The following is a 21322-nucleotide window of genomic DNA, read 5'->3' as shown; positions in this document are numbered from 1 at the left end:
TGCAAGGCGCAGGCAGGCACCATGCCCTTTAAAATCATGCCCATGCTTGCGCAACGCACCCTCAAATCCATCACTAAGGCCGTGGGCGTGGGCCTGCACAGCGGCCAGCGTGTGGAATTGACGCTGCGCCCGGCGCAGCCCGACACCGGCATCGTGTTCCGCCGCGTCGATCTGCCCGAGCCCGTGGACATTCCCGTCACGGCCCAGTCGGTGAGCGACACGCGCATGGCCTCCACCATCGCCAACGGCAGCGCCAAGGTGCACACGGTGGAGCACTTCATGTCGGCCTGTGCCGGCCTGGGCATCGACAACCTGTACGTGGACATCAGCGCCGAAGAGGTGCCCATCCTCGACGGCTCGGCCGCGTCGTTCGTGTTCCTGCTGCAGAGCGCCGGCATCGAGATGCAGCGCGCTGCGCGCCGCTTCATCCGCATCACCAAGCCCGTCGAGGTGCGCGAAGGCGAGGGCGTCAACCTCAAGTGGGCGCGCCTGGAGCCCTACCACGGCTTCAAGCTCAGCTTCGAGATCGAGTTCCACCACCCGGCCGTGGACTCCACCGGCCAGCGCGTGGAATTCGACATGTCGTCCGACTCCTATGCGCGTGACATCGCGCGGGCGCGCACCTTCGGCTTCACCAAGGACGTGGAGATGATGCGTGCCAACGGCCTCGCCCTGGGCGGCGGGCTGGACAACGCCATCGTCATGGACGACTACAAGGTGCTCAACAGCGACGGCTTGCGCTACGACGACGAGTTCGTCAAGCACAAGATCCTCGACGCCATGGGCGACCTCTACATCGTCGGCAAGCCGCTGCTGGCGGCCTACAGCGCCTTCCGTTCGGGCCATGCCATGAACAACAAGCTGCTGCGCGAACTGCTGGCCCACCCCGAGTGCTACGAGATCGTCAGCTTCGACGACGAGCGCAAGGCGCCCAAGGGCTTCGCCCAGCCGCTGCGGGCCTGGTAGGCCGCCGGGCCGATGCTGCTGTTCCGCTGGGCGATCTTCTTCCTGCTGCTGGCCGCGGGCGTGATGTTCGCGTTCTACGCCGGCACCGGGCGGCCGCACTACAAGCGCTGGGGCCTGCTCACGCTCAAGTGGACGGTGCTGGCGGCGCTGGGCTTCTTCGCGGTGCTCATCCTCGAGCGCATCGCCTGAGCGTTGCTCAGCGCGTCCGCCCGCCCTTGTACATCCCCGTCGTCGCCCGCTTGAGCGGCGTGGCCTGAGCCAGCCGCGCCATCGCCTGGCCTACATGGGCGTGCGTGATCGCGATGCCCAGCGCGTCGGCCGCGTCCTTGCCCGGGATGCCGGGCAGTTGCAGCAGGCGCTTGACCATCTCCTGCACCTGGCTCTTGTCGGCCCGGCCGCTCCCGACGATGGCCTTCTTCATCTGCAGGGCGGTGTACTCGGCCACCGGCAGGTTGCGTGCCACCAGCGCCGTGACGCAGGCGCCGCGCGCCTGGCCGAGCAGCAGCGTGGATTGGGGGTTGACGTTGACGAACACGATCTCCACCGCCGCCGTCTGCGGCGCATAGCGTTCGTTGATCTCGCCGATGCCGTCGAACAGCACCTTGAGCCGTGCCGGCAGGTCGCCCATGTCCTGCGCGGTGGTGCGGATGGTGCCGCTGGCCACGTAGTGCAGGTGCGGGCCGTCGGCGTCGATCACGCCGAAGCCGGTGCACTGCAGGCCGGGGTCGATGCCCAGGATCCTCATGCGGCTTTCATGCTCCGAAGTACCAGCGTGCCGAATGGAAGAACACCGGCGCCGCGAAGCACAGCGCGTCCACGCGGTCGAGCAGGCCGTTGGCGCCCGTCACCGAGCGGCCCTGCGGGCCCCAGTTGGTCACGCCGCGGTCGCGCTTGAGCGCCTTCATGACGAGGTGGCCCATGCTGCCCGCCACGCAGGCGACGGCGCCCATGGCCAGCGCCTCAAGGGGGCGGAAGGGCGTGATCGCGTACAGCAGCACGCCGAGGCTGCTGGCGGCCAGCACGGCGACGGCCCAGGTGGTCCAGTTGAAGCTGCGGCTCACATGGGGCGCGGCGGGCGGCCGCGGAAAGTGCCGCGCTGCCAGGTGCTGCACCAGCATGCAGGTCTGTACCACGAAGACGAGGAAGAACACCAGGAAGGCACCACGGCCCTCGTAGTGGCGCAGGTTCAGCAGCAGCAGCGCCGGCACATGGCTCATGCCGTAGACGCAGACCATGATGCCCCACTGCAGCTTGGCGTTGCGCTCGAGGAAGCGCTGCGGATCGTCGGCCAGCGCGCTGACCACGGGGATGGCCAGGAACACGTAGACGGGGATGAACACCGTGAACAGGTCGAAGTGCTTGCTGCCCGCCAGCCAGAACTGCACGGGCAGCACGGCGAAGAAGGCCAGCACGAGGCTGCGGTGGTCGCCGCGCCGCGTCGGCGACAAGGTGATGAACTCGCGCAGCGCCAGGAAGGCCACGAGCGCGAACAGCACGGTGGCAGCGGTCTCACCCAGCACCCAGCCGATCCAGAAGATGCTGACCATGAACCAGCTGGTCTTGAGCAGCGCCCACCAGTCGGCATGCGCGGCCTGGCGTGCCTCGTCGGCGTCGTGGCGGCTGCGCACCGACAGCGTGACCAGCGCACCCGTCACGAGCACCAGCAGGCCGAACACGAGCACGAACAGCGCGCCGACCTGCTCGCTGGGGCTCAGACCGCGCAGCCAGCTGCTCATACGTCCCTCAGCGCGATCACGGCGCCGCGCGCGCGGGCCAGGAAGTCCTGGCGGGTTTCATCGGCCTGCAACTGCATGGGCGCACCGAAGGTCACCGAGCACAGGATGGGCACGGGCACGACCTCGCCCTTGGGCATCACGCGCTGCACGTTGTGGATCCAGGCCGGCACCAGCACCACCTGCGGGAAGCGCTGCGCCAGGTTGTACAGCCCGGCCTTGAAGGGCTGCGGCTCCTCGGCGTGCCCGCGGGTGCCTTCGGGAAACAGGATGATGGAGTCGCCCGCGTCCAGCGCCTGCACCAGCGGCGCCAGCGGGTCCTGGCCCTCGGTGCGCTCGCGGTCGACGTAGACGGCATTGAACACGGCCGTGGTGATCCATTGCCGCAGCGGCGTCTTGGTCCAGTAGTCCTTGGCCGCGATGGGACGCGTGATGCCGCGCAGCTCGGCCGGCAGCGCGGCCCAGATCATGACCAGGTCGGCATGGCTCTGGTGGTTGGCGAAGTAGATGCGCTGCTCGGCCTTGGGCGGGCAGCCCCACCAGCGTGCCTGCGCACCTGTCAGCAGGCGCACGAGGCCCAGCAGCAGCCAGCCGACGAGCTTGGCGCGCGTGCCGGCGCTCATGGCAGCTGCACGTCGCCCATGCGGGCGACGATGGTGCGCGCGCGGCTGGCGAGGTAGCCCGAATTGGGCAGCTTCTCGTAGTGGCGCGGCCGCGGCAGCATCACGGCCAGCCGCGCGGCCTCGTAGGCGTTCAGCTGGGCGGCGCTCTTCTTGAAGTAATGGCGCGCTGCGGCCTCGGCGCCGAACACGCCTTCGCCCCATTCCACGCTGTTGAGGTAGATCTCCAGGATGCGGCGCTTGTCCAGCAGGGCTTCCAGCACCAGCGTCAGCACGAACTCCTGGCCCTTGCGCAGCAGCGTGCGTTCGCCCGACAGGAACAGGTTCTTGGCCAGCTGCTGCGTGATGGTGGAGCCGCCGACGATCTTGGCGGGCTTGGCGTTGGGCCGGGCCGTGGCGCGTTCGGCGGCCTTCTCATTCTTCTCCCAGGCCTTCTCCAGGGCCTGCCAGTCCACGCCGTCGTGGTCGGGAAAGCCGGAGTCCTCCGAGGCGATCACCGCGCGCTTGAGCTGGTCGGAGATGCGGTCGGCATCCACCCACTGCTGGCGCCAGTGGAAGCTGCCGCCCGAGGTGGCCAGGCGCCAGGCTTCGGAGCGCTGGAACGCGGTGGATTGCGGCGCCATCACCGCCATGAGCGCGATGCGCCCGACGAAGAACAGCTGCAGCGCAAGCGCCGCGACGGCGAGCAGCAGCAGCCAGCGGCCGATCTGGCGCATGCGTTCAGGCGTCCACGGTGGCGCGCAGCTCGGCGAGCACCTGCGCGGAAGGCGGGCGCACGCCGCGCCACAGCGCGAAGGATTCGGCGGCCTGCTCGACCAGCATGCCCAGGCCGTCGCGCGCGCGTGCGCCGTGGGCGCGCGCCCAGGCCAGGAACGGCGCGGCGGCGGGGCCGTACATCATGTCCACGGCCAGCGCGCCATCGGCCAGCACGCTGGCGGCCACCGGCACTTCGGCTCCGGCCAGGCTGCTGGCGCTGGCGTTGACGACGATGTCGTAGTGGCCCGGGACTTCGTCGAGCCCGCAGGCCGACAGCACGCAGCCGCGCGGCACGGCCAGCGCGGCGTGCCGCTCCACCAGCGCCTGGGCCTTGCCCGCCGTGCGGTTGGCCACCATGATGCGCCGGGCACCGGCCTCGACCAGTGGCCCCAGTACGCCAGCCGAAGCGCCGCCCGCGCCGATCAGCAGCAGATCGCTGCCGGCGATCGCCTGGCCCGCGTGCTGCGTGATGTCCTGCACCAGGCCGGCTCCGTCGGTGTTGTCGCCGTAGATGCCTTCGGGCCTGAAGTGCAGGGTGTTGCAAGCGCCAGCCAGGCGCGCGCGCTCGGAGTGCACTGCTGCCAGCGCCGCGGCTTCCAGCTTGAAGGGCACCGTCACATTGCAGCCTTTGCCGCCGCGCGCACGGAAGGCCTGCACCGCGGCCGTGAAACCGTCCAGTTCCACATGCAGCCGGTCGTAGGCCATCGCCTGGCCCGTCAGTTCGGCGAAGCGGGCATGGATCCAGGGCGAGCGGCTGTGCGCGACCGGGTTGCCCATGACGCAGTAATCAAAGTGCATTCAAAAACCTTTGGCCTGGCGGCCTGCGGTGCGAGCACCTTGGGGCGGCCTGGCGGTGCTCATGGCGGTGTGCTGACGTTGGTTTGCAGCGTGGCGTCGCGCGCGAAACGGAAGCGCGAGACCACGAGGATCTGGTCGGCCTGCATGCGCATGGCCGGCGTGAAGCCGCCGTAAGGGCCGGCGGCGCGTGCGATGGCCTGGGCGCGCTGGTCGAGCAGGCGGTTGCCCGAGCTTTCGGCGACCTCGGTCGACAGCACCTGGCCGGTGTGGTCCACGGTGATGATCATGACGAGCTCGCCGTAGAGCTTGCGGCCGTTGCTTTCGGGAAAGTTCTGGGTGCCGCGCTCCTCGACCCTGCGGCGCAGCGTGTCGTAGTAGACGGCGTAGACCTCCTCGCGCGTGGACGGGCTGACCACGCGGCGCTTGGGCCGGGCGTTCTCGATCTCGATGCGGCGCTCGATCTCGGCCAGGTGCTGCAGCAGCTGGCGTCGGCGTTCGTCCTGCGCGCGCGCCTCGGCCGATTCGCTGATGTTGCGCGGGTCGGGCGGCGGCAGCGCAGCCAGCATGCGCGTGACCTGGGCCAGCAGCAGGGTCTGCTGCTGGTGCATGGCCTCGACCTGGCGCTGCGCCTCCTCGATGGCGTCGCCGATGTCGGCGCGCGGCGAGGGGGGCAGCGGCGAGGTGGCACGCCCGGCTGCGGCGTCACCGCCGCCGGCCAGCGAGGCCTGGGCGATGGCCTGGGCCTTGTCGGGGCGCTCGTCGGACTTGGCGTTGACGAGGATCACCTCCAGCGGGGTGTCCTGGAACAGCCGGTCGAATGCGGCCGGGTCGGCGAAGCGCACGGCCAGCAATGCCGCGTGCGCGGCCACCGAGAACAGCAGCGCCGCCTGCAGCGTGCTGAGTCGGCGCAGCCAGCCCGGTAGCCTCATGGCGTGGGTGCGTCCTCGGCCGGGACGGCAGGCGCATTCATGTCCACCGCGATGGCGATGGGCCCGGCCGCGGCTTCCTCGTCCTCCGGCTCCTCGTCGGTGGCGGCCGCGGGCGCGTCCAGCGCATCCAGCCGCTCGACCACGGTGCCGGCCACGTCCAGCGTGATGAGGTCGATGGCGCCGAGCTTCACCCGCACATGGGCGTTGCGCGGCAGGCCTTGCGCACCCATCACGCCCAGCACCAGCGGCAGGTTGTCGGCGCGGACCAGGCCGTCCTTGATGACGGCACCGTCGATCTCGGTGATGCCGTTCTGCTGCAGGTACATCAGCGTCCAGAAGCGCTCCATGCCGCCCTGGAAGCCGTTGTAGGCGCTGTAGGCGGCGTCGAAGCTGGAGATGACCGAGAACAGGTCGGCATCCTTGGGCTTGAACGGCGCGGCCAGCGCGGCCGTCTTGCCGTGGCGCGCGCAGGCGATGATCTGCCACTGGTTCACGAGGTCGGTGTAGCGGCGCAGCGGCGAGGTGCTCCAGGCATAGGCCGGCACGCCGATGCCCGCATGCGGCAGCGCCTTGGTGCCCATGCGCACCTTCACACCGGGCGCCAGGCTGGCCTGGCTGCGGTAGATGCCGGGCACGCCGCACGCCGCCAGCCACTGGCCCCAGCTGCTGTTGGCCAGGATCATGGCCTCGGCCACGATCAGGTCGAGCGGCGCGCCGCGCTTGCGCACGCTGATCTCCACGCGCTCGCGGCCGGCCGGCTCGTCGCCGAGCGGCGCTTCGTCCGAATGGACCAGGCGGAAGTTGTAGTCCGGCCGGTTGAAGGTCTCGGGCTTGCCGCGCACGACCTCGCGCTGGGCCTTGAGGTGGCGCGCCAGGCGGTACAGGAAGGCCAGCTCGGCCGGTTGAACGCCTGCCGGGAGATCCGGCAGGGCCGGCGGCGTCTCCTGCGCCAGCCACTCCTCGGTGATCAGCGCATCGAGCTGGTCGTGGCGCAGGTTGGCGGCGATCGGCACGCGCTCCAGGCGCGTCTCGGTGCCGCGCAGCGCCAGCGTCTGCGCATCGAAGCGCGCGTACAGCGAGACGGCGGGGCAGTCGCGTCCTTCCTGCAGCGTGTAGCTCTGCACCACCTCGTCGGGCAGCATGGTGATCTTGTGGCCGGGCATGTAGACCGTGGACAGGCGCGTGCGCGCCACCTGGTCGATGGCCGTGCCCGGCGCGATGGCCAGGCCAGGCGCAGCGATGTGGATGCCGACCGTGACCTCGTCCGTGCCCAGGCCCTGCAGCGACAGCGCGTCGTCGATCTCGGTGGTCTGCGAATCGTCGATGGAGTAGGCGCGCACAGCGGCCACGGGGAGTTCGTCCGCAATGGCCGGCGCCTGCAGCGCGGCAAAGCCCGTGCCCTTCGGAAACTGGTCGAACAGGAAGCGGCGCCAGTGGAACTCGTAGGGCGAATCGATCGCGCCGGCGCGCTGCAGCAGGTCCAGCGGCGCGGTCTGCGTGGCGCGCGAGGCCTCGACCACGGCCTTGTACTCGGGGCCGTTCTTGTCGGGCTTGAACAGGATGCGGTAGAGCTGGTCGCGGATCGGCGCGGGGCAGCGGCCCTCGGCCAGTTCCTGGGCCCAGTCGTCGATCTGCAGCTGCAGCAGCCGCTTCTTCTCGATGGCGGCCAGGGCCTGCTGGATCTGCTCGGCCGGCGCCTTGCGGAAGCGCCCCTTGCCGGCGCGGCGGAAGTAGTGCGGCGCCTCGAACAGGCGCAGCAGCGCCCCGACCTGCTGGGCCAGCGTGGCGTTGTCGCTGAAATAGACCTTCGCCAGGTCGGCGAAACCGAATTCGTCGTCGCTGGCGAACTCCCAGGCCAGCTCCAGCTCGATGGACTCGGCCTGCGAACGGGCCTCGGCCAACAGCTGCTGCGGCGTGGGTTTCTCGAACTTGAGCAGCAGGTTGGCGGCCTTGACCTTGACCCGCTTGCCGCTGTCCAGCTCCACCTGGGCCGAGGCGTCGGCCTCGGACAGCACCCGCCCGGTCATGAACTTGCCGGCTTCTTCGAACAATGCGTACATGGCCCGTATTGTCCCCGAGGCGGATGCCCGTCTAGGCGGCCAGCAGGAATTCGAAGACTTCGTCCAGGTACTGCGGGAATTCGCTGATGGCGTGGTCGCTGCCTTCGAGCAGCCGGATGCGGGCATCGGGATAGCGTGCGCACATCTCGCGCCAGTCCAGCACCTCGTCGCCCTTGGCCACGATGGCCAGCATGCGGGCGGTGTCGGCCGCGGCGGCGGCTTGCTCCAGCACCCGCAGTTCGGCCACATGCTCCGCCGTGAAGACGAAGCGCTGCGCCGGGTCGTGCCAGCCGCTGTGTTCGCCGATGTGGCGCGACAGGTCGCGCGCCGGGTGCACGGCCGGGTTCAGCAGCACGGCGCGGCAGCCGGTCTGCGCGGCCACGCAGGTGGCGTAGAAGCCGCCCAGCGAGGAGCCGACCACGGCCATGCGCGCGCGCGGCCAGTCCTGCACGCCCGCCAGCAGCTCTTGCATGGCCTGGCGCGGCGAGGGCGGCAGCTGCGGGCACCACCAGGTGAGCGCGGGGTGCTGCGCCTGTACACGCGCTGCCATCAGGCGGGCCTTGGTCGACTGCGGAGAGGAGCGAAAGCCGTGCAGATAGAGCAGATGGGTGAGCGGAGGATGGGGCATGGTGTGAGCAAGTGTTTCGGGATGCGCCGCAGTGGCCGCGGCCAACACAGAATCGCGGCCGACAAGAAACACGCGGAGGAGACCCGCATGGCCGTTCATTTCGACCTCGTCGATCTGCGCCTGATGGTACGCATCGCCGAAGCCAACAGCCTCACGCGCGGGGCCGAGGCTTCGCACATCTCGCTGCCTGGCGCCAGCATCCGCGTGAAGAACCTGGAGGAGAGCGTGGGCACCAAGCTGCTCTACCGCACCAGCCAGGGGGTGACGCTGACACCGTCGGGCCAGGCCATGGTGCAGCACGCACGCCTGGTGCTGGCGCAGCTCGAGCACCTGCGCGGCGAACTGCAGGAGTACGCCAAGGGCGTGAAAGGCCATCTGCGCGTGTTCGCCAACACCACGGCACTGGAGTACCTGCCGGGCGTGCTCAAGGAGTACCTGGTCGGCCATCCCGACGTGAACGTCGACCTGCGCGAGAAGCTGAGCCCGGACACGGTGCGCGCCGTCACCGAGGGGCAGACGGACATCGGCCTCGTGGCTGGCGCGGTGCGCACCGAGAACCTGGAGGTGATCCCTTACCGCGTGGACCGGCTCGTGCTCGTGGTGGCAACCGGCCATGCCTTCGCCCAGGCGCCGTGCATGGCCTTCGCGGACACGCTGGACTGCGACCACATCGGGCTGTCGGAGGCCAGCGCGCTGCACGGCTTCCTGCGCCGCGTGTGCGACAGCCTGCACCGGCCCATGCAGGTGCGCATCCAGGTCGGCAACTTCGAGACGGCCTGCCGGCTCATCGAAGCCGGCACCGGCATCGCCGTGCTGCCGGCCAGCGCCGCCGAGCGCCATGCGCAGGCGATGGCCATCCGCACCTTGCCGCTGGCCGACGACTGGGCCGTGCGCGCCCAGCAGATCTGCGTGCGCAGCCTGAAGGCGCTGCCGCCGTTCGCGCGCGACCTGGTCGATCTGCTCGTGGCCGACGCGGCTTCGGCGCGGGCGCAGCTGCTGCAGCCGGCCTGATCAGCCTGCGTACTCGGCATGCGCCTGCAGCGCGAGCTGCCCGGCGGCGTCCTGGGCCCACAGCGTGAGGTGCCGCGGGCTGTCGTCGCGGCCGGCCAGGCGCAGCGGCTGGCCGGCCGGCACCGGGCGCAGCAGCGAGAAGTCCAGCGCGCGCAGGGCCACGGCCGGCCGTTCGCGCCGCAGCAAGTCCACCGCCAGCGTGGCGAGCAGGGCCGGGGGCAACAGGGCCGCGGGCCCGTCGAGTGCCGCGTGGCTGTCGAAGCGCAGGGCCGCGTAGCGGAACAGCAGCACGGCGCCGGGCGTCAGCAGCCGGGTGAAATGGGCCTCGGCCGGTGCCGGCTGGGGCAGGGCGCCGGGGCGGGCGCCGGCCGCGCGGCAGACCAGGTCCTGCTCTTCCTCGAGCGCCAGGCCCTGCGCGTTGGTGATCTCGTGGCGCAGGGTCAGCCGCACGCCCCCCTCGGGCAGTGCCTGTGCCTGCTGCACGCCGGAGCGGCGCAGCATCTCGTCTCCCACGCGCAGCGCGTGGTGGAAGCGCAAGCGCACGCCGGTGCACTGGCGCTGCGGCCATTCGGGCGGCAGCAATTCGGCGTCGGGGCAGGCCTCGCCGTCGCGCTCCACGCCGCTGGTGGTGCGCAGCGGCCAGAAGAACAGCCAATGCGCGAGCGGTGGCAGTGCATCGCCCGGCAGCGGCGGCTGCTCGGCATGGTCGAGCGTGGCCGCCAGCGCAGCCAGCGGGGCAGACGTGACCTCGTCCACGCGCTGTGTCCAGCGGCCCCGCAGCCGGCGCAGTGTGGCCTGCACGTCGTCATCCCTCATGCAGCGAGCTTGGCGTTGCGGGCGCGGCGCGTCCATTTGGTTTTCGGCAAGCGGCCCTTCAGGCGGCTTTAAGCGCCGTGTTGAGGCCCCCTTTGCCATCTTTTAATACCGCGCCGCCGGCCCTTTGGCGATGATGGCCCGGCCCCCCCCGTGCGCCGGCATGTTCACGAGGAGATCCGCGGGGGGCGACCAGCACCGAACCTGCCGCCGGCCCTCGCCAAGGAGGAGACGCCATGGGAACCCCGTACCGCATCGTTCCGCTGCTGCTGGCCGCGGCCAGCCTGGCCGTGCTGCCCGCGTGCGCGCAGCAACCGCCACAACCCGACTGGTGCAAGTCCAAGTGGGGCGCGGGCGACGAGGTCGGCGCCGGCAACCTGATGACTTCTGAGCTGGCGCTGTCTGCATCCAAGCTCATCAAGACCGGCAAGACCTACCGGCTGGGCGTGGAGACCAATGCCAAGACGCCGGCCTACGGGCCGCGCAGCTGGGCGCTGGTGATCAACCAGCCGGGCCAGGTCGGTGGTGTCGGCCTGGGTCCCACCAAGACCAACTACAACGACGACATCTACATGGGCTACGTGGGCACCGGCACGCAGATCGACGGCATGGGCCACATCGGCGTGGACAACGTCTACTACAACTGCAACAAGAACAGCGAATTCGTGCAGGCCAACGGGCTGACCAAGCTGGGCATCGAGAAGGTGCCGGCCATCGTCACGCGCGGCGTGGTGCTCGACATGACGGCCTACTACGGCCAGAACCCGGTGGCCGAGGGCACGGCCTACAACCGCAAGGAAATCGACGAGCAGGCCCAGCGCCAGGGCGTGGAGATCAGGAAGGGCGACGTGGTGCTGTTCTACAGCGGCTGGCTCAGCCTGGTTGGCAAGGACGACAAGCGCTACATCGGCGGCGAGCCGGGCGTCGGCAAGGAGGGTGCCGAGTACCTGGCCAGCAAGCAGGTAGTGGCCGTGGGCGCCGACACCTGGGGCGTGGAGGCGATCCCGTTCGAGAAGGGCGTGGGCATCTTCGAGATCCACCAGATCCTGATCCCCAAGAACGGCATCTACATCCTGGAGAACGTGGACACGGCCGAGCTCGTGAAGGACAAGGCCTGGGAGTTCATGTTCGTGCTGGGCGCCAGCCGCTTCACGGGCGGCGTGCAGGCGATCGTCAACCCGATCGCCATCCGCTGAACTAGACGGTGCGCCCGCCGTCCACGGGGAATTCGACGCCGGTGATGAACTCGGCGTCGTCGCTTCCCAGGTAGACGGCGGCGCGCGCGATGTCGCGCGGCTCGGACAGCCGGCCGAGCGGGATGGTGGCGATGAAGCGGGCGCGGTTCTCGGGCGTGTCGGGCATGCCCATGAACGACTCCAGCAGGCCAGTGGCGCCCATCACGGGGCAGATCACGTTCACGCGGATGCGGTCGGGCGCCAGCTCCACCGCCAGCGACTTGCTCATGAGGTTCACCGCGCCCTTCGAACTGTTGTACCAGGTGAGGCCGGGCCGCGGGCGGATGCCTGCGGTGGAACCCACGTTGAGGATCACGCCGCCGCCCTGGGCGCGCATGGCCGGCACCACGGCGCGGACCATGTGGAAGATGCTTTTGACATTGATCGCGTAGACCTTGTCGAACTCGTCCTCGCCCACGTCCAGAAGCGGCTGGTTGCGGTGCGTCCAGCCGGCGTTGTTGACGGCGATGTCGACGCGGCCGAAGGCCTTCTGGGTTGCGGCGATGGCAGCATCGATGTCGGCGCGCTGGGTCACGTCGCAGCGCACGGCGATGGCGGCCGCGCCCAGCGGTTCGGCCACGGCGCGCGCGCCGGCCTCGTTGATGTCGGCCAGCGCCACGCGGGCGCCCTCGGCCACGTACTGGCGCGCGATCTCGGCGCCGAAGCCGCTGGCGGCGCCGGTGACGATGGCGGTCTTGCCTTGCAGTCGCATGTGTCTCTCCTCTCAGGCGGTGATGGCGCCGCGCTCCAGGACGAGCGTGACGTCGGGAATGTCCTTGAGCAGGCTGCGGTTGGATTCGGTCACCAGCACGCAGAGCTCGGGGCGCAGCTGCTGCAGCCGCTGCAGCGAGGCGCCGTACTGCTGGGCCAGCACCGGCGCCAGGCCCTGGAACGGCTCGTCCAGCAGCACCAGGCGCTCGCCGGCCATGATGGCGCGGCCCAGCGCCACCATCTTGCCCTGGCCGCCCGACAGCGCAGCGCCCGAGCGGCCCAGCAGCGGCTGCAGCTCGGGCACGATGGCAAGCGTCTGCTGCAGCCGCGCGGCGATGGCCGGGCGCGCCATGCCGGTCGTGGTGCACGGAAAGCGCAGGTTCTCCTCCACGCTGAAGCTGGGGAACAGCACGCGGTCTTCCGGCGCGTAGCCGATGCCCAGGCTGGCGCGCAGGCGTGCCGGCACCTCGGCCAGGTCGCGGCCGTCGAAGCGCACGCGGCCACCGTGGCGCGGCACGAAGCCCATCAACAGGCGCAGCAGCGTGGTCTTGCCGGCGCCGTTGCGGCCGACCACGGCCACCGTGGTGCCGCGCTGCAGCCGGACGCTGATGCCGCGCAGCACGGCCACGTTGGCGATGGTGGCGCTGACGGCGTCGAGTTCCAGCAGGGCGTCCATCACTCGCCGATCACGTTCTTGACCACGATGGGGTCGGCCAGCACCTGCGCGGGCGGCCCGTCGGCTGCGATGCGCCCGGCGATCCAGGCGCACAGCCGCGTGGCGTGGGCGCGCACGATGTCGATGTCGTGCTCGACGAAGATGCAGCTCACCTGGCGTGCATCCAGCGCGCGCATCAGCACCTGCATGAGGCCGTGCTTCTCATCGGTCGAGACACCGCTGGTCGGCTCGTCCATGATCAGCAACTTCGGCTCCAGGATCAGCGCCATCGCCACGTCCAGCAGCTTGCGCTGGCCCTCGGGCAGCGCGCCCGCCAGGTCGTGCGCACGCGGTGCCAGTTGCAGCAGCGCCAAGGTGGCGTCCACACGCTCCGCGTCCACGGCCTGCGCCAGCGGCGGCCACCACCCACGCCGTGGCGCGCGCGCCGAGGCCGCCAGCAGCAGGCATTCGCGCACCGTGTGCTCGGTGAACAGCTGCGGCAGCTGGAACGAGCGGCCGATGCCGCGCAGCGTGATCGCGCGCGGCGCCAGGCCGCTGATGTCGGCGCCGTCGAAATGCACGCTGCCGGCCGACGGCTTGAGGTAGCCCGTCACGATGTTGAGGAAGGTGGTCTTGCCGGCGCCGTTCTGGCCCACGACGGCCAGGCGCTCGCCTCGCTGCAGGCTGAAGTCGATGGCGTCGCAGGCCACCACGGCGCCGAACGACAGCGACAGGCCTTGCGTGGAAAGCAGCGCCGTCATGCCGGCTTCCTGCCGCGCAGCCAGGGCGCGATGAGGCTGTACAGCCCGCCCGGCGCAGCGAACACCATCACCAGCAGGATGGCGCCCAGCACCAGCTGCCAACTGCCCGTGAGCCAGGCCGCCACGTAGAGCTTGACGAACTCGAACACGAAGGCGCCGATGAAGGCGCCCAGCGCGTGGGCCGAGCCGCCCAGGATGGCGACGAACACGATCTCGCCGCTGCGCACCCAGTAGCCCATCTCGGGCGTGACCAGGCCCTGCGTCAGCGCGAAGAAACTCCCGCCCAGGCCGCACAGGGTGGCCGACAGCACATAGCCGCCCCAGAACACGCGCTTGGCCGAGATGCCCAGGTATTCGAGCCGCGTCTCGTTGGTCTTGATGGCGGCCAGCGCCTGGCCCGGTACCGAGGCGAAGTAGCGCTGCACCAGGCCGCCGGCCGCCAGCGCGCAGACGAGTGCCATGGCAAGCAGCGCGAGTTCGAAGCCGTCGCGGTCCAGCGTGGCGCCGGCCAGGGTGGGCCGGTCGAAGCGCAGGCCGTCGGTGCCGCCCGTCACGGCGCCGGACTTGGCCAGCACCGAGAACAGCACCATCGAGAAGGCCAGGTTCAGCATGCCGAAGAAGATGCCCCGGTAGCGCACCATGAACAGGCCGATGAGCCCGCCGGCCAGCGCCGCCACGGCCGTGCCCAGGCCGATCAGCAGCAGGGCGTCGAGCTGCCAATGCCGCGCGCCGAAGCCCACGGTGTAGCCGGCCAGGCAGGCGTACATGGCGTGGCCGAACGAAACCTGGCCAGCGCGGATCAGCACGATGACGCCCAGCACCGCGAGGCCACTGGACAGGGCCAGCAGCACCGGCGTCTTGAGCCAGGGGAAGACCAGCGGCAGCGCGATGGCGATGGCCAGCAGCACCAGGACGAAGAGGCGTTGGCGCAACATGGCTAGATGCGCCTGGCCGCCACGTTCGCGAACATGCCCTGCGGCCGCACCAGCAGCACGGCCACCATGATCAGGTAGGGCACCAGCACCTCGATCTCGGGGAGCAAGTAGATCGAGAACGAACGCACGATGCCGATCAGGAGCGCCGCCAGCCCCGCGCCGCCGATCTGCCCGAGCCCGGCGGTGGCCACGACCGCGAACGACAGCACCATCATCTCGGCGCCGATGCCGGGCGTCAGCGAGGTGGTGGGCGAGGCCAGCGCGCCGCCCAGTGCGCCCAGCGCCGCGCCGATCACCATGGTCAGCCAGGACACGCGCGCGGCGTTGACGCCCATCGCGGTGGCCACCTCGCGGTGGTGCGTGACGGCGGTGATCTGCCGGCCGAGCTGCGTGCGCTCCAGGAACAGCCGCAGCCCGCCGTAGGCCAGCAAGGCCACCGTGGGCAGCACCAGCAGCTGGTAGCGCGTGTAGGTGACGCCGGCCACCTCCAGCGTGCCGAGCTGGTTGACCACGTCGGAGACGAAGTAGGGCTGGCCGCCCCAGACCATGCGCTGCAGGTCTTCCAGCATCATGAAGGCGGCGAAGGTCACCAGCAGCTGCAAGATGGGGTCCTTGTCGAGGATGCGGCGCAACAGGCCGATCTCCAGCACGCTGCCCAGCACCAGGCCGACCAGCAGCGCGGCGGCGAACAGCAGCGGCAGCGCCAGCGCCGCCGGCCAGCCGTGCTGCGTGATGGCGATGCCGAAGGTGGCGGCCAGGTAGCCGCCCCAGGCGTAGAGGCTGCCGTGCGCGATGTTCAGGATGTTCATCACGCCGAAGACCAGCGTCAGCCCCAGCGCCACGAGGAACAGCAGGGCCGCATAGGACACGCCGTCCATCAGCGCGAGCGCGACCAGGCTCGCGTTCATGCTCAGCGGTGGCTGTAGGTCTTGAGGCCGGCGTTCTGCAGCAGTTCGGGCTTGAGCGTCTTGACCCAGTCGGTCGACTGCTGGCCCACCGGCGTGGTGACCAGCGGCGCTGGCACCAGCAGCATCTTGTCCATGACCATGAAGGGGTACTCCGGCACCTTGCGCGTGAGCCCGAGCAACTGGTCTTCCAGGCCCTGGCCGTCCTCGCGCATCTTCACGGTGCGGCCATAGGCCTTGAACTCCATCTTGCGCATGGCGGCCGCCACCTGCTCCGGACCGGGCCACTTGCCGCCGTTGGCGGCGATGGCGGCCTCGTAGCCGGTCTTCAGGCCCACCAGCGCCTGGGCCATGTGGTAGGTCGGGTAGATCGGGTAGGCGTTGGTCTTGGCGCGGAACTTGGCGATGAAGTCCTTGTGCTTGGCATCGTCGCGCGTTTCGGGGTGCAGCCAGTAGTGCTCTCCGCGGGCGCCGACGATCACGCCCTCCGGCAGCGCCGAACCCAGGCGCTCGAGCGAGCTTTCCGCCAGCGGCAGCACGAAGGTGGCACCCTGCTTGAGCAGGCCGCGCTGGCTGGCCTGGCGCACGAAGGTGTCCAGGTCGCCGCCCCAGGAGGTGTTGAGCACCACGTCGGGCTTGAGCGCCTGCAGGCGGCTGATCTCGGTGGAGAAGTCCGAGGCGCCGAGCTTGGGGAACATCTCGGCCACCACCTTCACGTCGGGCTTGAACGCCCGCAGCGTGTTGAGGAAGATCTCCCAGGAATCGCGGCCCCAGGCGTAGTCCTGGTTCACCACGGCCACGGTCTTGAAATCCGGCCGGTGCCGTAGCAGGTAGACCACGGTGGCCACCATCTCCGTGGTGGCATTGGCCTGGGTGCGCACCACGTACTGGTAGCGCTTGGACTCCAGCAGCTTCTCGGTGCCGCAATCCCAAAGCACGTTGAGCACCTTGAGGTCTTCGGCCACCGGCGCGACGATGTTGCAGTTGCCGCTGGAGATGCCCGAGAGCATGACCTTCACGCCTTGCTCCTGCACCAGGCGGCGGTACTCGCTGAGCATCTTGTCGCCGCCGATGCCCTCGTCGATGAAGGTCGGCACCAGCTTTACGCCGCCGATGCCGCCCTGCGCGTTGAGCTCGTCGATGAGGATTTCAGCCGCGGCCTTGCCGGGCACGCCGAACACCGAGGCGGCGCCGGTCAGGAAGGTGGTGATGCCGATCCGGAGTTCGGCCGGCTTGTCCTGGGCTGTGGCGGGCATGGCCGCCAGCAGGGCCAGCACCAGGGCCAGGGGCTGCGTGGTCTTCATGGGTCGTCTCCTCGCGTTGTGGCCGCAGTGTGGCCAGCGCGGCGTACGACGGCTATTTGCGTTTGCGCAAGCGCCCCTTTCTCGACGTTTAAGCCCCCGAAGCTGTTGCTTGTACACACAAATTGGATGCCGGGTGCCGAATTGGGTACGATCGCGGGCCCCTCCAGTGCACCCAACGTCCCGCTTTCGACTTGCTTGCCCGTCGCTCCATGCTCGACCGATCGCCCAGCGAAATCGCCAGAGAAGCCTTCAAGCGGCTGGCGGAGAAGCGCCTGCCGCCCACGCCCGAGAACTACCAGACGCTGTACCACGAGGTCGCGGGCACGCTGCCACCGGCCCACTTCCCGTTCGAATCGCTGCGCCAGATCGCGGCCGCCATGCCGGCGCGCAACCCCGGCCAGGAGAAGCAGCTGGGGCTGCTGGAGTCGGCCATCGGCCAGCGCAGCTGGGACAAGGTCGAGGCCGCGCTGGTGGCCTACGGCGGCTTTGCAGTCGGGCCTTCTTCCTTCGCCGCGCTGGAGCCGGCAAGCGGCGGCGCGGACCCGGATGCGACCACCGCCCTGGTGCTGGAGCAGGTGGCGCGGCTGATCGAATGCGCGCAGCCGGCCCTGGGCAAGGAGGATGCGCGCTTTGCTGAACAGACTGTCGACGTGCTGCAGCTGCTGCGCCGGCCGCAGCTGCAGTTGCGCGACGCGCGCTCGGTGCTGGGCAACTACGCGCTTCGGCTGTCCTTCGCGGCCGAGGACCAGGCCGAGATCCGCAACGGCCTGCTGAACCTGCTGAACCTGGTGTTCGAGAACATCGGCGAGCTGTGCATGGACGACCGCTGGATGCGCGGCCAGATCGACGCGCTGCGCAGCGCCGCCACGCCGCCGCTGAACCTGCGCCGGCTCGACGACGTGGAGCGCCGGCTCAAAGACGTCATCTTCAAGCAGACCGAGGCCAAGGGCCGCGCCTACGAGGCGCAGCTGCAGATGCGCCAGCTGCTGGCCACCTTCGTCGACCGCCTCTCGCTGATGACGGAAACCAGCAGCACCTACCACGCCAAGATCGAGCAGTGCGCGCGGCAGATCGAGCAGGCAACGACGCTCGAGGAACTGGGCCCGGTGCTGCAGGAGGCCATCAGCGCCACGCGCGCGATGGCGCGCGACACCGTGCACTCGCGCGACGAGCTGCAGGCCATGCGGGCCAAGACCCAGGAGGCCGAGGCGCAGATCGTCCAGCTGCATGTGGAGCTGGACCGGGTGAGCGCGCTGGCCCGCCACGACGCGCTGACCGGCGTGCTGAACCGCCGCGGCCTGGACGAGACCCTGCAACGCGAGGTGGCCTCGGCCCGGCGCAAGAGCCAGGCGCTGTGTGTGTCGCTGCTGGACGTGGACAACTTCAAGCGCCTGAACGACCAGCTCGGCCACGACGCGGGCGACAAGGCCCTGCTGCACCTGACCGAGGTGGCGCGCATGGCGATCCGGCCACAGGATTCGCTCGCCCGCTACGGCGGCGAGGAGTTCGTGATCGTGCTGCCCGACACCGTGTTGGCCGACGCCATCGCCATCCTCACGCGATTGCAGCGCGAACTGACCACGCGCTACTTCCTCAATGGCAAGGACAAGGTGCTGATCACCTTCAGCGCAGGCGTGGCCCAGTTGGGCGAAGAGGAGGCCATGGCCGACGCACTCAAGCGCGCCGATGCGGCCATGTACCTGGCCAAGCGCACCGGAAAGAACCGCGTGTTGGGCGGGTGATGGGCCGGCAAAGGGCCGGATGATCGCGGTGCCATGCGGGCCGCGGCCCGCGCGCGCCGGATAATCCGGCCTCGGATTTTTTCTTCCCCCATGGCCGCTGTTCTCGACAATCCCCCGCTGTGGCGCCGCGCGCTGCCGCTGTTCCGCGGCTTCGATGCGCTGCTCGCCTGCGCCGTGCTGCTGCTGTGCGCGGCCGGTCTGCTGGCGATGTACTCGTCGGGTTACGACCATGGCACGCGCTTCGTCGACCACGGCCGCAACATGCTGTTGGCCGGCGCCATCCTGTTCGTCGTGGCCCAGGTGCCGCCGCAGCAACTCATGAAATTCGCCGTGCCCGTCTACGTGGTGGGCGTGGTGCTGTTGCTGGGCGTGGAGTTCTTCGGCATCACCAAGAAGGGTGCGCAGCGCTGGATCAATGTCGGCTTGGTGATCCAGCCCAGCGAGATCCTCAAGATCGCCACGCCACTGATGCTGGCCTGGTGGTTCCAGCGGCGCGAAGGACACCGCCAGCCCCTGGACTTCCTCGTGGCGTTCGCGCTGCTGGCCGTGCCGGTGCTGCTGATCATGCACCAGCCCGACCTGGGCACCTCCATCCTGGTGGCGGCGGCGGGCATGTCGGTCATCTTCTTCGCCGGGCTGCCCTGGCGGCTCATCGTGCCGCCCGTGCTGCTGGGCGTGATCGGCATCGGCCTTGTGGTCTGGTTCTCGTCCGACCTGTGCCAGGACGGCGTGCGCTGGGTGGTGCTGCGCGAGTACCAGCAGCAGCGCATCTGCACGCTGATGGATCCCACCCGCGATCCGCTGGGCAAGGGCTTCCACATCTTGCAGGGCATGATCGCGATCGGCTCGGGCGGTGTGTTCGGCAAGGGCTTCATGCAGGGCACGCAGACGCACCTGGAGTTCATCCCCGAACGCACCACCGACTTCATCTTCGCGGCCTACTCGGAGGAATTCGGCCTGCTGGGCAACGGCTTCCTGATCCTGGCCTTCGTGTTCCTGATCCTGCGCGGCCTGGTCATCGCACTGGAGGCGCCCACGCTGTTCTCGCGCCTGCTGGCCGGGGCCGTCACGCTCATCTTCTTCACCTACGCCTTCGTCAACATGGGCATGGTCAGCGGCATGCTGCCGGTGGTGGGCGTTCCGCTGCCTTTCGTGAGCTATGGCGGCACGGCCATGGTCACGCTGGGCATGGGCCTGGGCATCCTGATGTCCATCGCCAAATCGAAGCGCCTCTTGCAGACCTGACGGCGGCGCGGCGATCGGCGGACTCCTAGAATGGCCCGATGATCTCCCGCGAACCCACCCTGGCCCGCATCGCCACCGCCCAGCAACTGCTGCTCGATCCCTTCGGCCTCACGCCCGCGCACCTGCAGCGCGCGCTGGCCGAGATCCAGGCGCACAAGGTCGACGATGCCGACCTGTACTTCCAGTACACGCGCAGCGAGGGCTGGAGCCTGGAGGAGGGCATCGTCAAGACCGGCTCCTTCAGCATCGACCAGGGCGTGGGCGTGCGCGCGGTCAGCGGCGAGAAGACGGCCTTCGCCTATTCCGACGACATCTCCGAGGCTTCGCTGCTGGACGCCGCGCGCACCGTGCGCGCGATCTCTTCCGCTGCGCAGAACAAGCGCGCCAAGGTGCCTGCGCAAAAGATCGCCCGCAGCCGCTCGCTGTACGACGGCCTGGACCCCATCGCCACGCTGGACAGCACGGCCAAGGTCAAGCTGCTCGAACAGGTGGAGCAGCGCGCGCGTGCCAAGGACCCGCGGGTGGTGCAGGTCATGGCGGGGCTGGCGAGCGAATACGACGTGGTGCTGGTGGCGCGCGCCGACGGCACGCTGGCGGCCGACGTGCGCCCGTTGGTGCGCCTGTCCGTGACCGTGATCGCCGAGGCCCAGGTGGGCGGCCAGACGCGCCGCGAGGTCGGCTCCAGCGGCGGCGGTGGCCGCTTCGGCCTGGCCTACTTCGATTCAGCACGCATCGACGAATATGTGGACCAGGCCGTGCAGGCCGCGCTGACCAACCTGGAAGCGCGCCCGGCGCCGGCTGGCGAGATGACGGTGGTGCTGGGCGCCGGCTGGCCCGGCATCCTGCTGCACGAGGCCATCGGCCACGGGCTGGAAGGCGACTTCAACCGCAAGGGATCGAGCGCCTTCAGCGGGCGCATCGGCCAGCGCGTGGCCGCCAAGGGCGTGACGGTGCTGGACGACGGCACGATCGCCGACCGCCGCGGCTCGCTCAACGTCGATGACGAGGGCAACACCAGCCAGCGCAACGTGCTGATCGAGGACGGCATCCTCAAGGGCTACATCCAGGACGCGATGAACGCGCGCCTCATGAAGACCAAGCCAACCGGCAACGGCCGGCGCGAGAGCTACGCCCACATCCCGATGCCGCGCATGACCAACACCTACATGCTGGGTGGCGACAGGGAGCCGGCCGAGATCATCGCCAGCATCAAGAAGGGCCTGTACGCCAGCAACTTCGGCGGTGGCCAGGTCGACATCACCTCGGGCAAGTTCGTGTTCTCCGCGAGCGAGGCCTTCTGGGTCGAGAACGGCAAGATCCAGTACCCGGTCAAGGGCGCCACGCTGGTCGGCAACGGCCCGGACGCGCTGACGCGCGTGTCCATGATCGGCAACGACATGAAGCTCGATTCGGGCGTGGGCACCTGCGGCAAGGAAGGCCAGAGCGTGCCCGTGGGCGTGGGCCAGCCCACGCTGCGCATCGACGGCCTCACGGTCGGCGGCACGGCCTGATGCG

At 69.7% G+C, this 21322-nt stretch carries 22 protein-coding genes; 7 read left to right on the top strand and 15 right to left on the bottom strand.

Annotation, left to right across the window (positions count from 1 at the left end):
- Positions 1–42: 42 nt before the first annotated feature.
- Positions 43–966, top strand: a complete 924-nt coding sequence (gene lpxC / locus DES41_RS09800; RefSeq protein ID WP_114467819.1) for a UDP-3-O-acyl-N-acetylglucosamine deacetylase — start codon at positions 43–45, stop codon at positions 964–966.
- Positions 967–978: 12 nt separating this feature from the next.
- On the top strand, positions 979–1155 hold the full coding sequence (locus DES41_RS38335) for a hypothetical protein (RefSeq protein ID WP_170168133.1): 177 nt from the start codon (positions 979–981) through the stop codon (positions 1153–1155).
- A gap of 7 nt (positions 1156–1162) precedes the next feature.
- Here the strand turns inward: DES41_RS38335 and ruvC are convergent, their stop codons facing one another.
- The 8 genes from ruvC to DES41_RS09760 are packed head-to-tail and all read right to left on the bottom strand — an operon-like array spanning position 1163 to position 8490.
- On the bottom strand, positions 1163–1711 hold the full coding sequence (gene ruvC, locus DES41_RS09795) for a crossover junction endodeoxyribonuclease RuvC (RefSeq protein WP_114467432.1): 549 nt from the start codon (positions 1709–1711) through the stop codon (positions 1163–1165).
- Positions 1712–1718: 7 nt separating this feature from the next.
- Positions 1719–2702, bottom strand: a complete 984-nt coding sequence (locus tag DES41_RS09790; protein WP_114467431.1) for a phosphatidate cytidylyltransferase — start codon at positions 2700–2702, stop codon at positions 1719–1721.
- Positions 2699–3322 carry a lysophospholipid acyltransferase family protein gene (locus DES41_RS09785; protein WP_114467430.1) on the bottom strand — a complete coding sequence of 208 codons (624 nt, stop codon included), beginning with the start codon at positions 3320–3322 and terminating at the stop codon, positions 2699–2701. Before DES41_RS09785 ends, DES41_RS09790 begins: the two co-directional genes overlap by 4 nt.
- On the bottom strand, positions 3319–4035 hold the full coding sequence (gene mtgA / locus DES41_RS09780; protein ID WP_114467429.1) for a monofunctional biosynthetic peptidoglycan transglycosylase: 717 nt from the start codon (positions 4033–4035) through the stop codon (positions 3319–3321). Before mtgA ends, DES41_RS09785 begins: the two co-directional genes overlap by 4 nt.
- Positions 4036–4039: 4 nt before the next feature.
- Complete coding sequence (gene aroE / locus DES41_RS09775; protein ID WP_114467428.1) at positions 4040–4873, bottom strand: shikimate dehydrogenase; 834 nt, start codon at positions 4871–4873, stop codon at positions 4040–4042.
- Between the two features lie 59 nt (positions 4874–4932).
- Positions 4933–5802: an energy transducer TonB gene (locus DES41_RS09770; RefSeq protein ID WP_114467427.1), complete on the bottom strand. Its 870-nt coding sequence runs from the start codon at positions 5800–5802 to the stop codon at positions 4933–4935.
- Positions 5799–7862 carry a ribonuclease catalytic domain-containing protein gene (locus tag DES41_RS09765; RefSeq protein WP_114467426.1) on the bottom strand — a complete coding sequence of 688 codons (2064 nt, stop codon included), beginning with the start codon at positions 7860–7862 and terminating at the stop codon, positions 5799–5801. Before DES41_RS09765 ends, DES41_RS09770 begins: the two co-directional genes overlap by 4 nt.
- A 31-nt stretch (positions 7863–7893) precedes the next feature.
- A complete protein-coding gene (locus tag DES41_RS09760) occupies positions 7894–8490 on the bottom strand; it encodes a YqiA/YcfP family alpha/beta fold hydrolase (protein ID WP_114467425.1) in 597 nt (198 codons plus the stop codon).
- A gap of 87 nt (positions 8491–8577) precedes the next feature.
- Here DES41_RS09760 and DES41_RS09755 point away from each other — a divergent pair, with 87 nt between their 5' ends.
- The gene (locus DES41_RS09755; RefSeq protein ID WP_114467424.1) at positions 8578–9501 is read left to right on the top strand and encodes a LysR family transcriptional regulator; all 924 of its coding nucleotides are present in this window, start codon (positions 8578–8580) and stop codon (positions 9499–9501) included.
- Here the strand turns inward: DES41_RS09755 and DES41_RS09750 are convergent, their stop codons facing one another.
- Entirely contained in the window at positions 9502–10317 is an 816-nt protein-coding gene (locus DES41_RS09750; RefSeq protein WP_147282827.1) for an HTD2 family dehydratase, read from the bottom strand.
- 233 nt (positions 10318–10550) lie between these two features.
- Here DES41_RS09750 and DES41_RS09745 point away from each other — a divergent pair, with 233 nt between their 5' ends.
- Complete coding sequence (locus DES41_RS09745; protein ID WP_114467422.1) at positions 10551–11510, top strand: cyclase family protein; 960 nt, start codon at positions 10551–10553, stop codon at positions 11508–11510.
- A gap of 1 nt (position 11511) precedes the next feature.
- Here the strand turns inward: DES41_RS09745 and DES41_RS09740 are convergent, their stop codons facing one another.
- From DES41_RS09740 to DES41_RS09715, 6 genes are read right to left on the bottom strand one after another with little or no spacing between them, the layout of a single operon-like run.
- On the bottom strand, positions 11512–12261 hold the full coding sequence (locus tag DES41_RS09740; protein ID WP_114467421.1) for an SDR family oxidoreductase: 750 nt from the start codon (positions 12259–12261) through the stop codon (positions 11512–11514).
- A gap of 12 nt (positions 12262–12273) precedes the next feature.
- The gene (locus tag DES41_RS09735) at positions 12274–12936 is read right to left on the bottom strand and encodes an ABC transporter ATP-binding protein (protein ID WP_245965642.1); all 663 of its coding nucleotides are present in this window, start codon (positions 12934–12936) and stop codon (positions 12274–12276) included.
- Complete coding sequence (locus tag DES41_RS09730; RefSeq protein ID WP_114467420.1) at positions 12936–13676, bottom strand: ABC transporter ATP-binding protein; 741 nt, start codon at positions 13674–13676, stop codon at positions 12936–12938. Before DES41_RS09730 ends, DES41_RS09735 begins: the two co-directional genes overlap by 1 nt.
- Positions 13673–14611 carry a branched-chain amino acid ABC transporter permease gene (locus DES41_RS09725; RefSeq protein ID WP_114467419.1) on the bottom strand — a complete coding sequence of 313 codons (939 nt, stop codon included), beginning with the start codon at positions 14609–14611 and terminating at the stop codon, positions 13673–13675. The genes DES41_RS09730 and DES41_RS09725 overlap by 4 nt, the downstream gene beginning before the upstream one ends.
- A 2-nt stretch (positions 14612–14613) precedes the next feature.
- Entirely contained in the window at positions 14614–15519 is a 906-nt protein-coding gene (locus DES41_RS09720; protein ID WP_114467418.1) for a branched-chain amino acid ABC transporter permease, read from the bottom strand.
- A gap of 2 nt (positions 15520–15521) precedes the next feature.
- On the bottom strand, positions 15522–16820 hold the full coding sequence (locus DES41_RS09715) for an ABC transporter substrate-binding protein (protein WP_114467417.1): 1299 nt from the start codon (positions 16818–16820) through the stop codon (positions 15522–15524).
- 209 nt (positions 16821–17029) lie between these two features.
- Here DES41_RS09715 and DES41_RS09710 point away from each other — a divergent pair, with 209 nt between their 5' ends.
- The 3 genes from DES41_RS09710 to tldD all read left to right on the top strand — a co-directional run bounded on the left by DES41_RS09710 (position 17030) and on the right by tldD (position 21318).
- Positions 17030–18562, top strand: coding sequence for a GGDEF domain-containing protein (locus DES41_RS09710; RefSeq protein ID WP_114467416.1), 1533 nt, complete (start codon positions 17030–17032; stop codon positions 18560–18562).
- Between the two features lie 90 nt (positions 18563–18652).
- The gene (rodA, locus tag DES41_RS09705) at positions 18653–19807 is read left to right on the top strand and encodes a rod shape-determining protein RodA (RefSeq protein ID WP_114467415.1); all 1155 of its coding nucleotides are present in this window, start codon (positions 18653–18655) and stop codon (positions 19805–19807) included.
- Between the two features lie 38 nt (positions 19808–19845).
- Positions 19846–21318, top strand: coding sequence for a metalloprotease TldD (gene tldD, locus DES41_RS09700; RefSeq protein ID WP_114467414.1), 1473 nt, complete (start codon positions 19846–19848; stop codon positions 21316–21318).
- Positions 21319–21322: the final 4 nt, after the last annotated feature.

Source organism: Pseudorhodoferax soli, from assembly GCF_003337555.1.
GTDB classification, from domain to species: Bacteria; Pseudomonadota; Gammaproteobacteria; order Burkholderiales; family Burkholderiaceae_C; genus Pseudorhodoferax; species Pseudorhodoferax soli.
The sequence above is the reverse complement of the archived record's forward strand: the minus strand, read 5'-3'. Positions and strand labels throughout refer to the sequence as shown.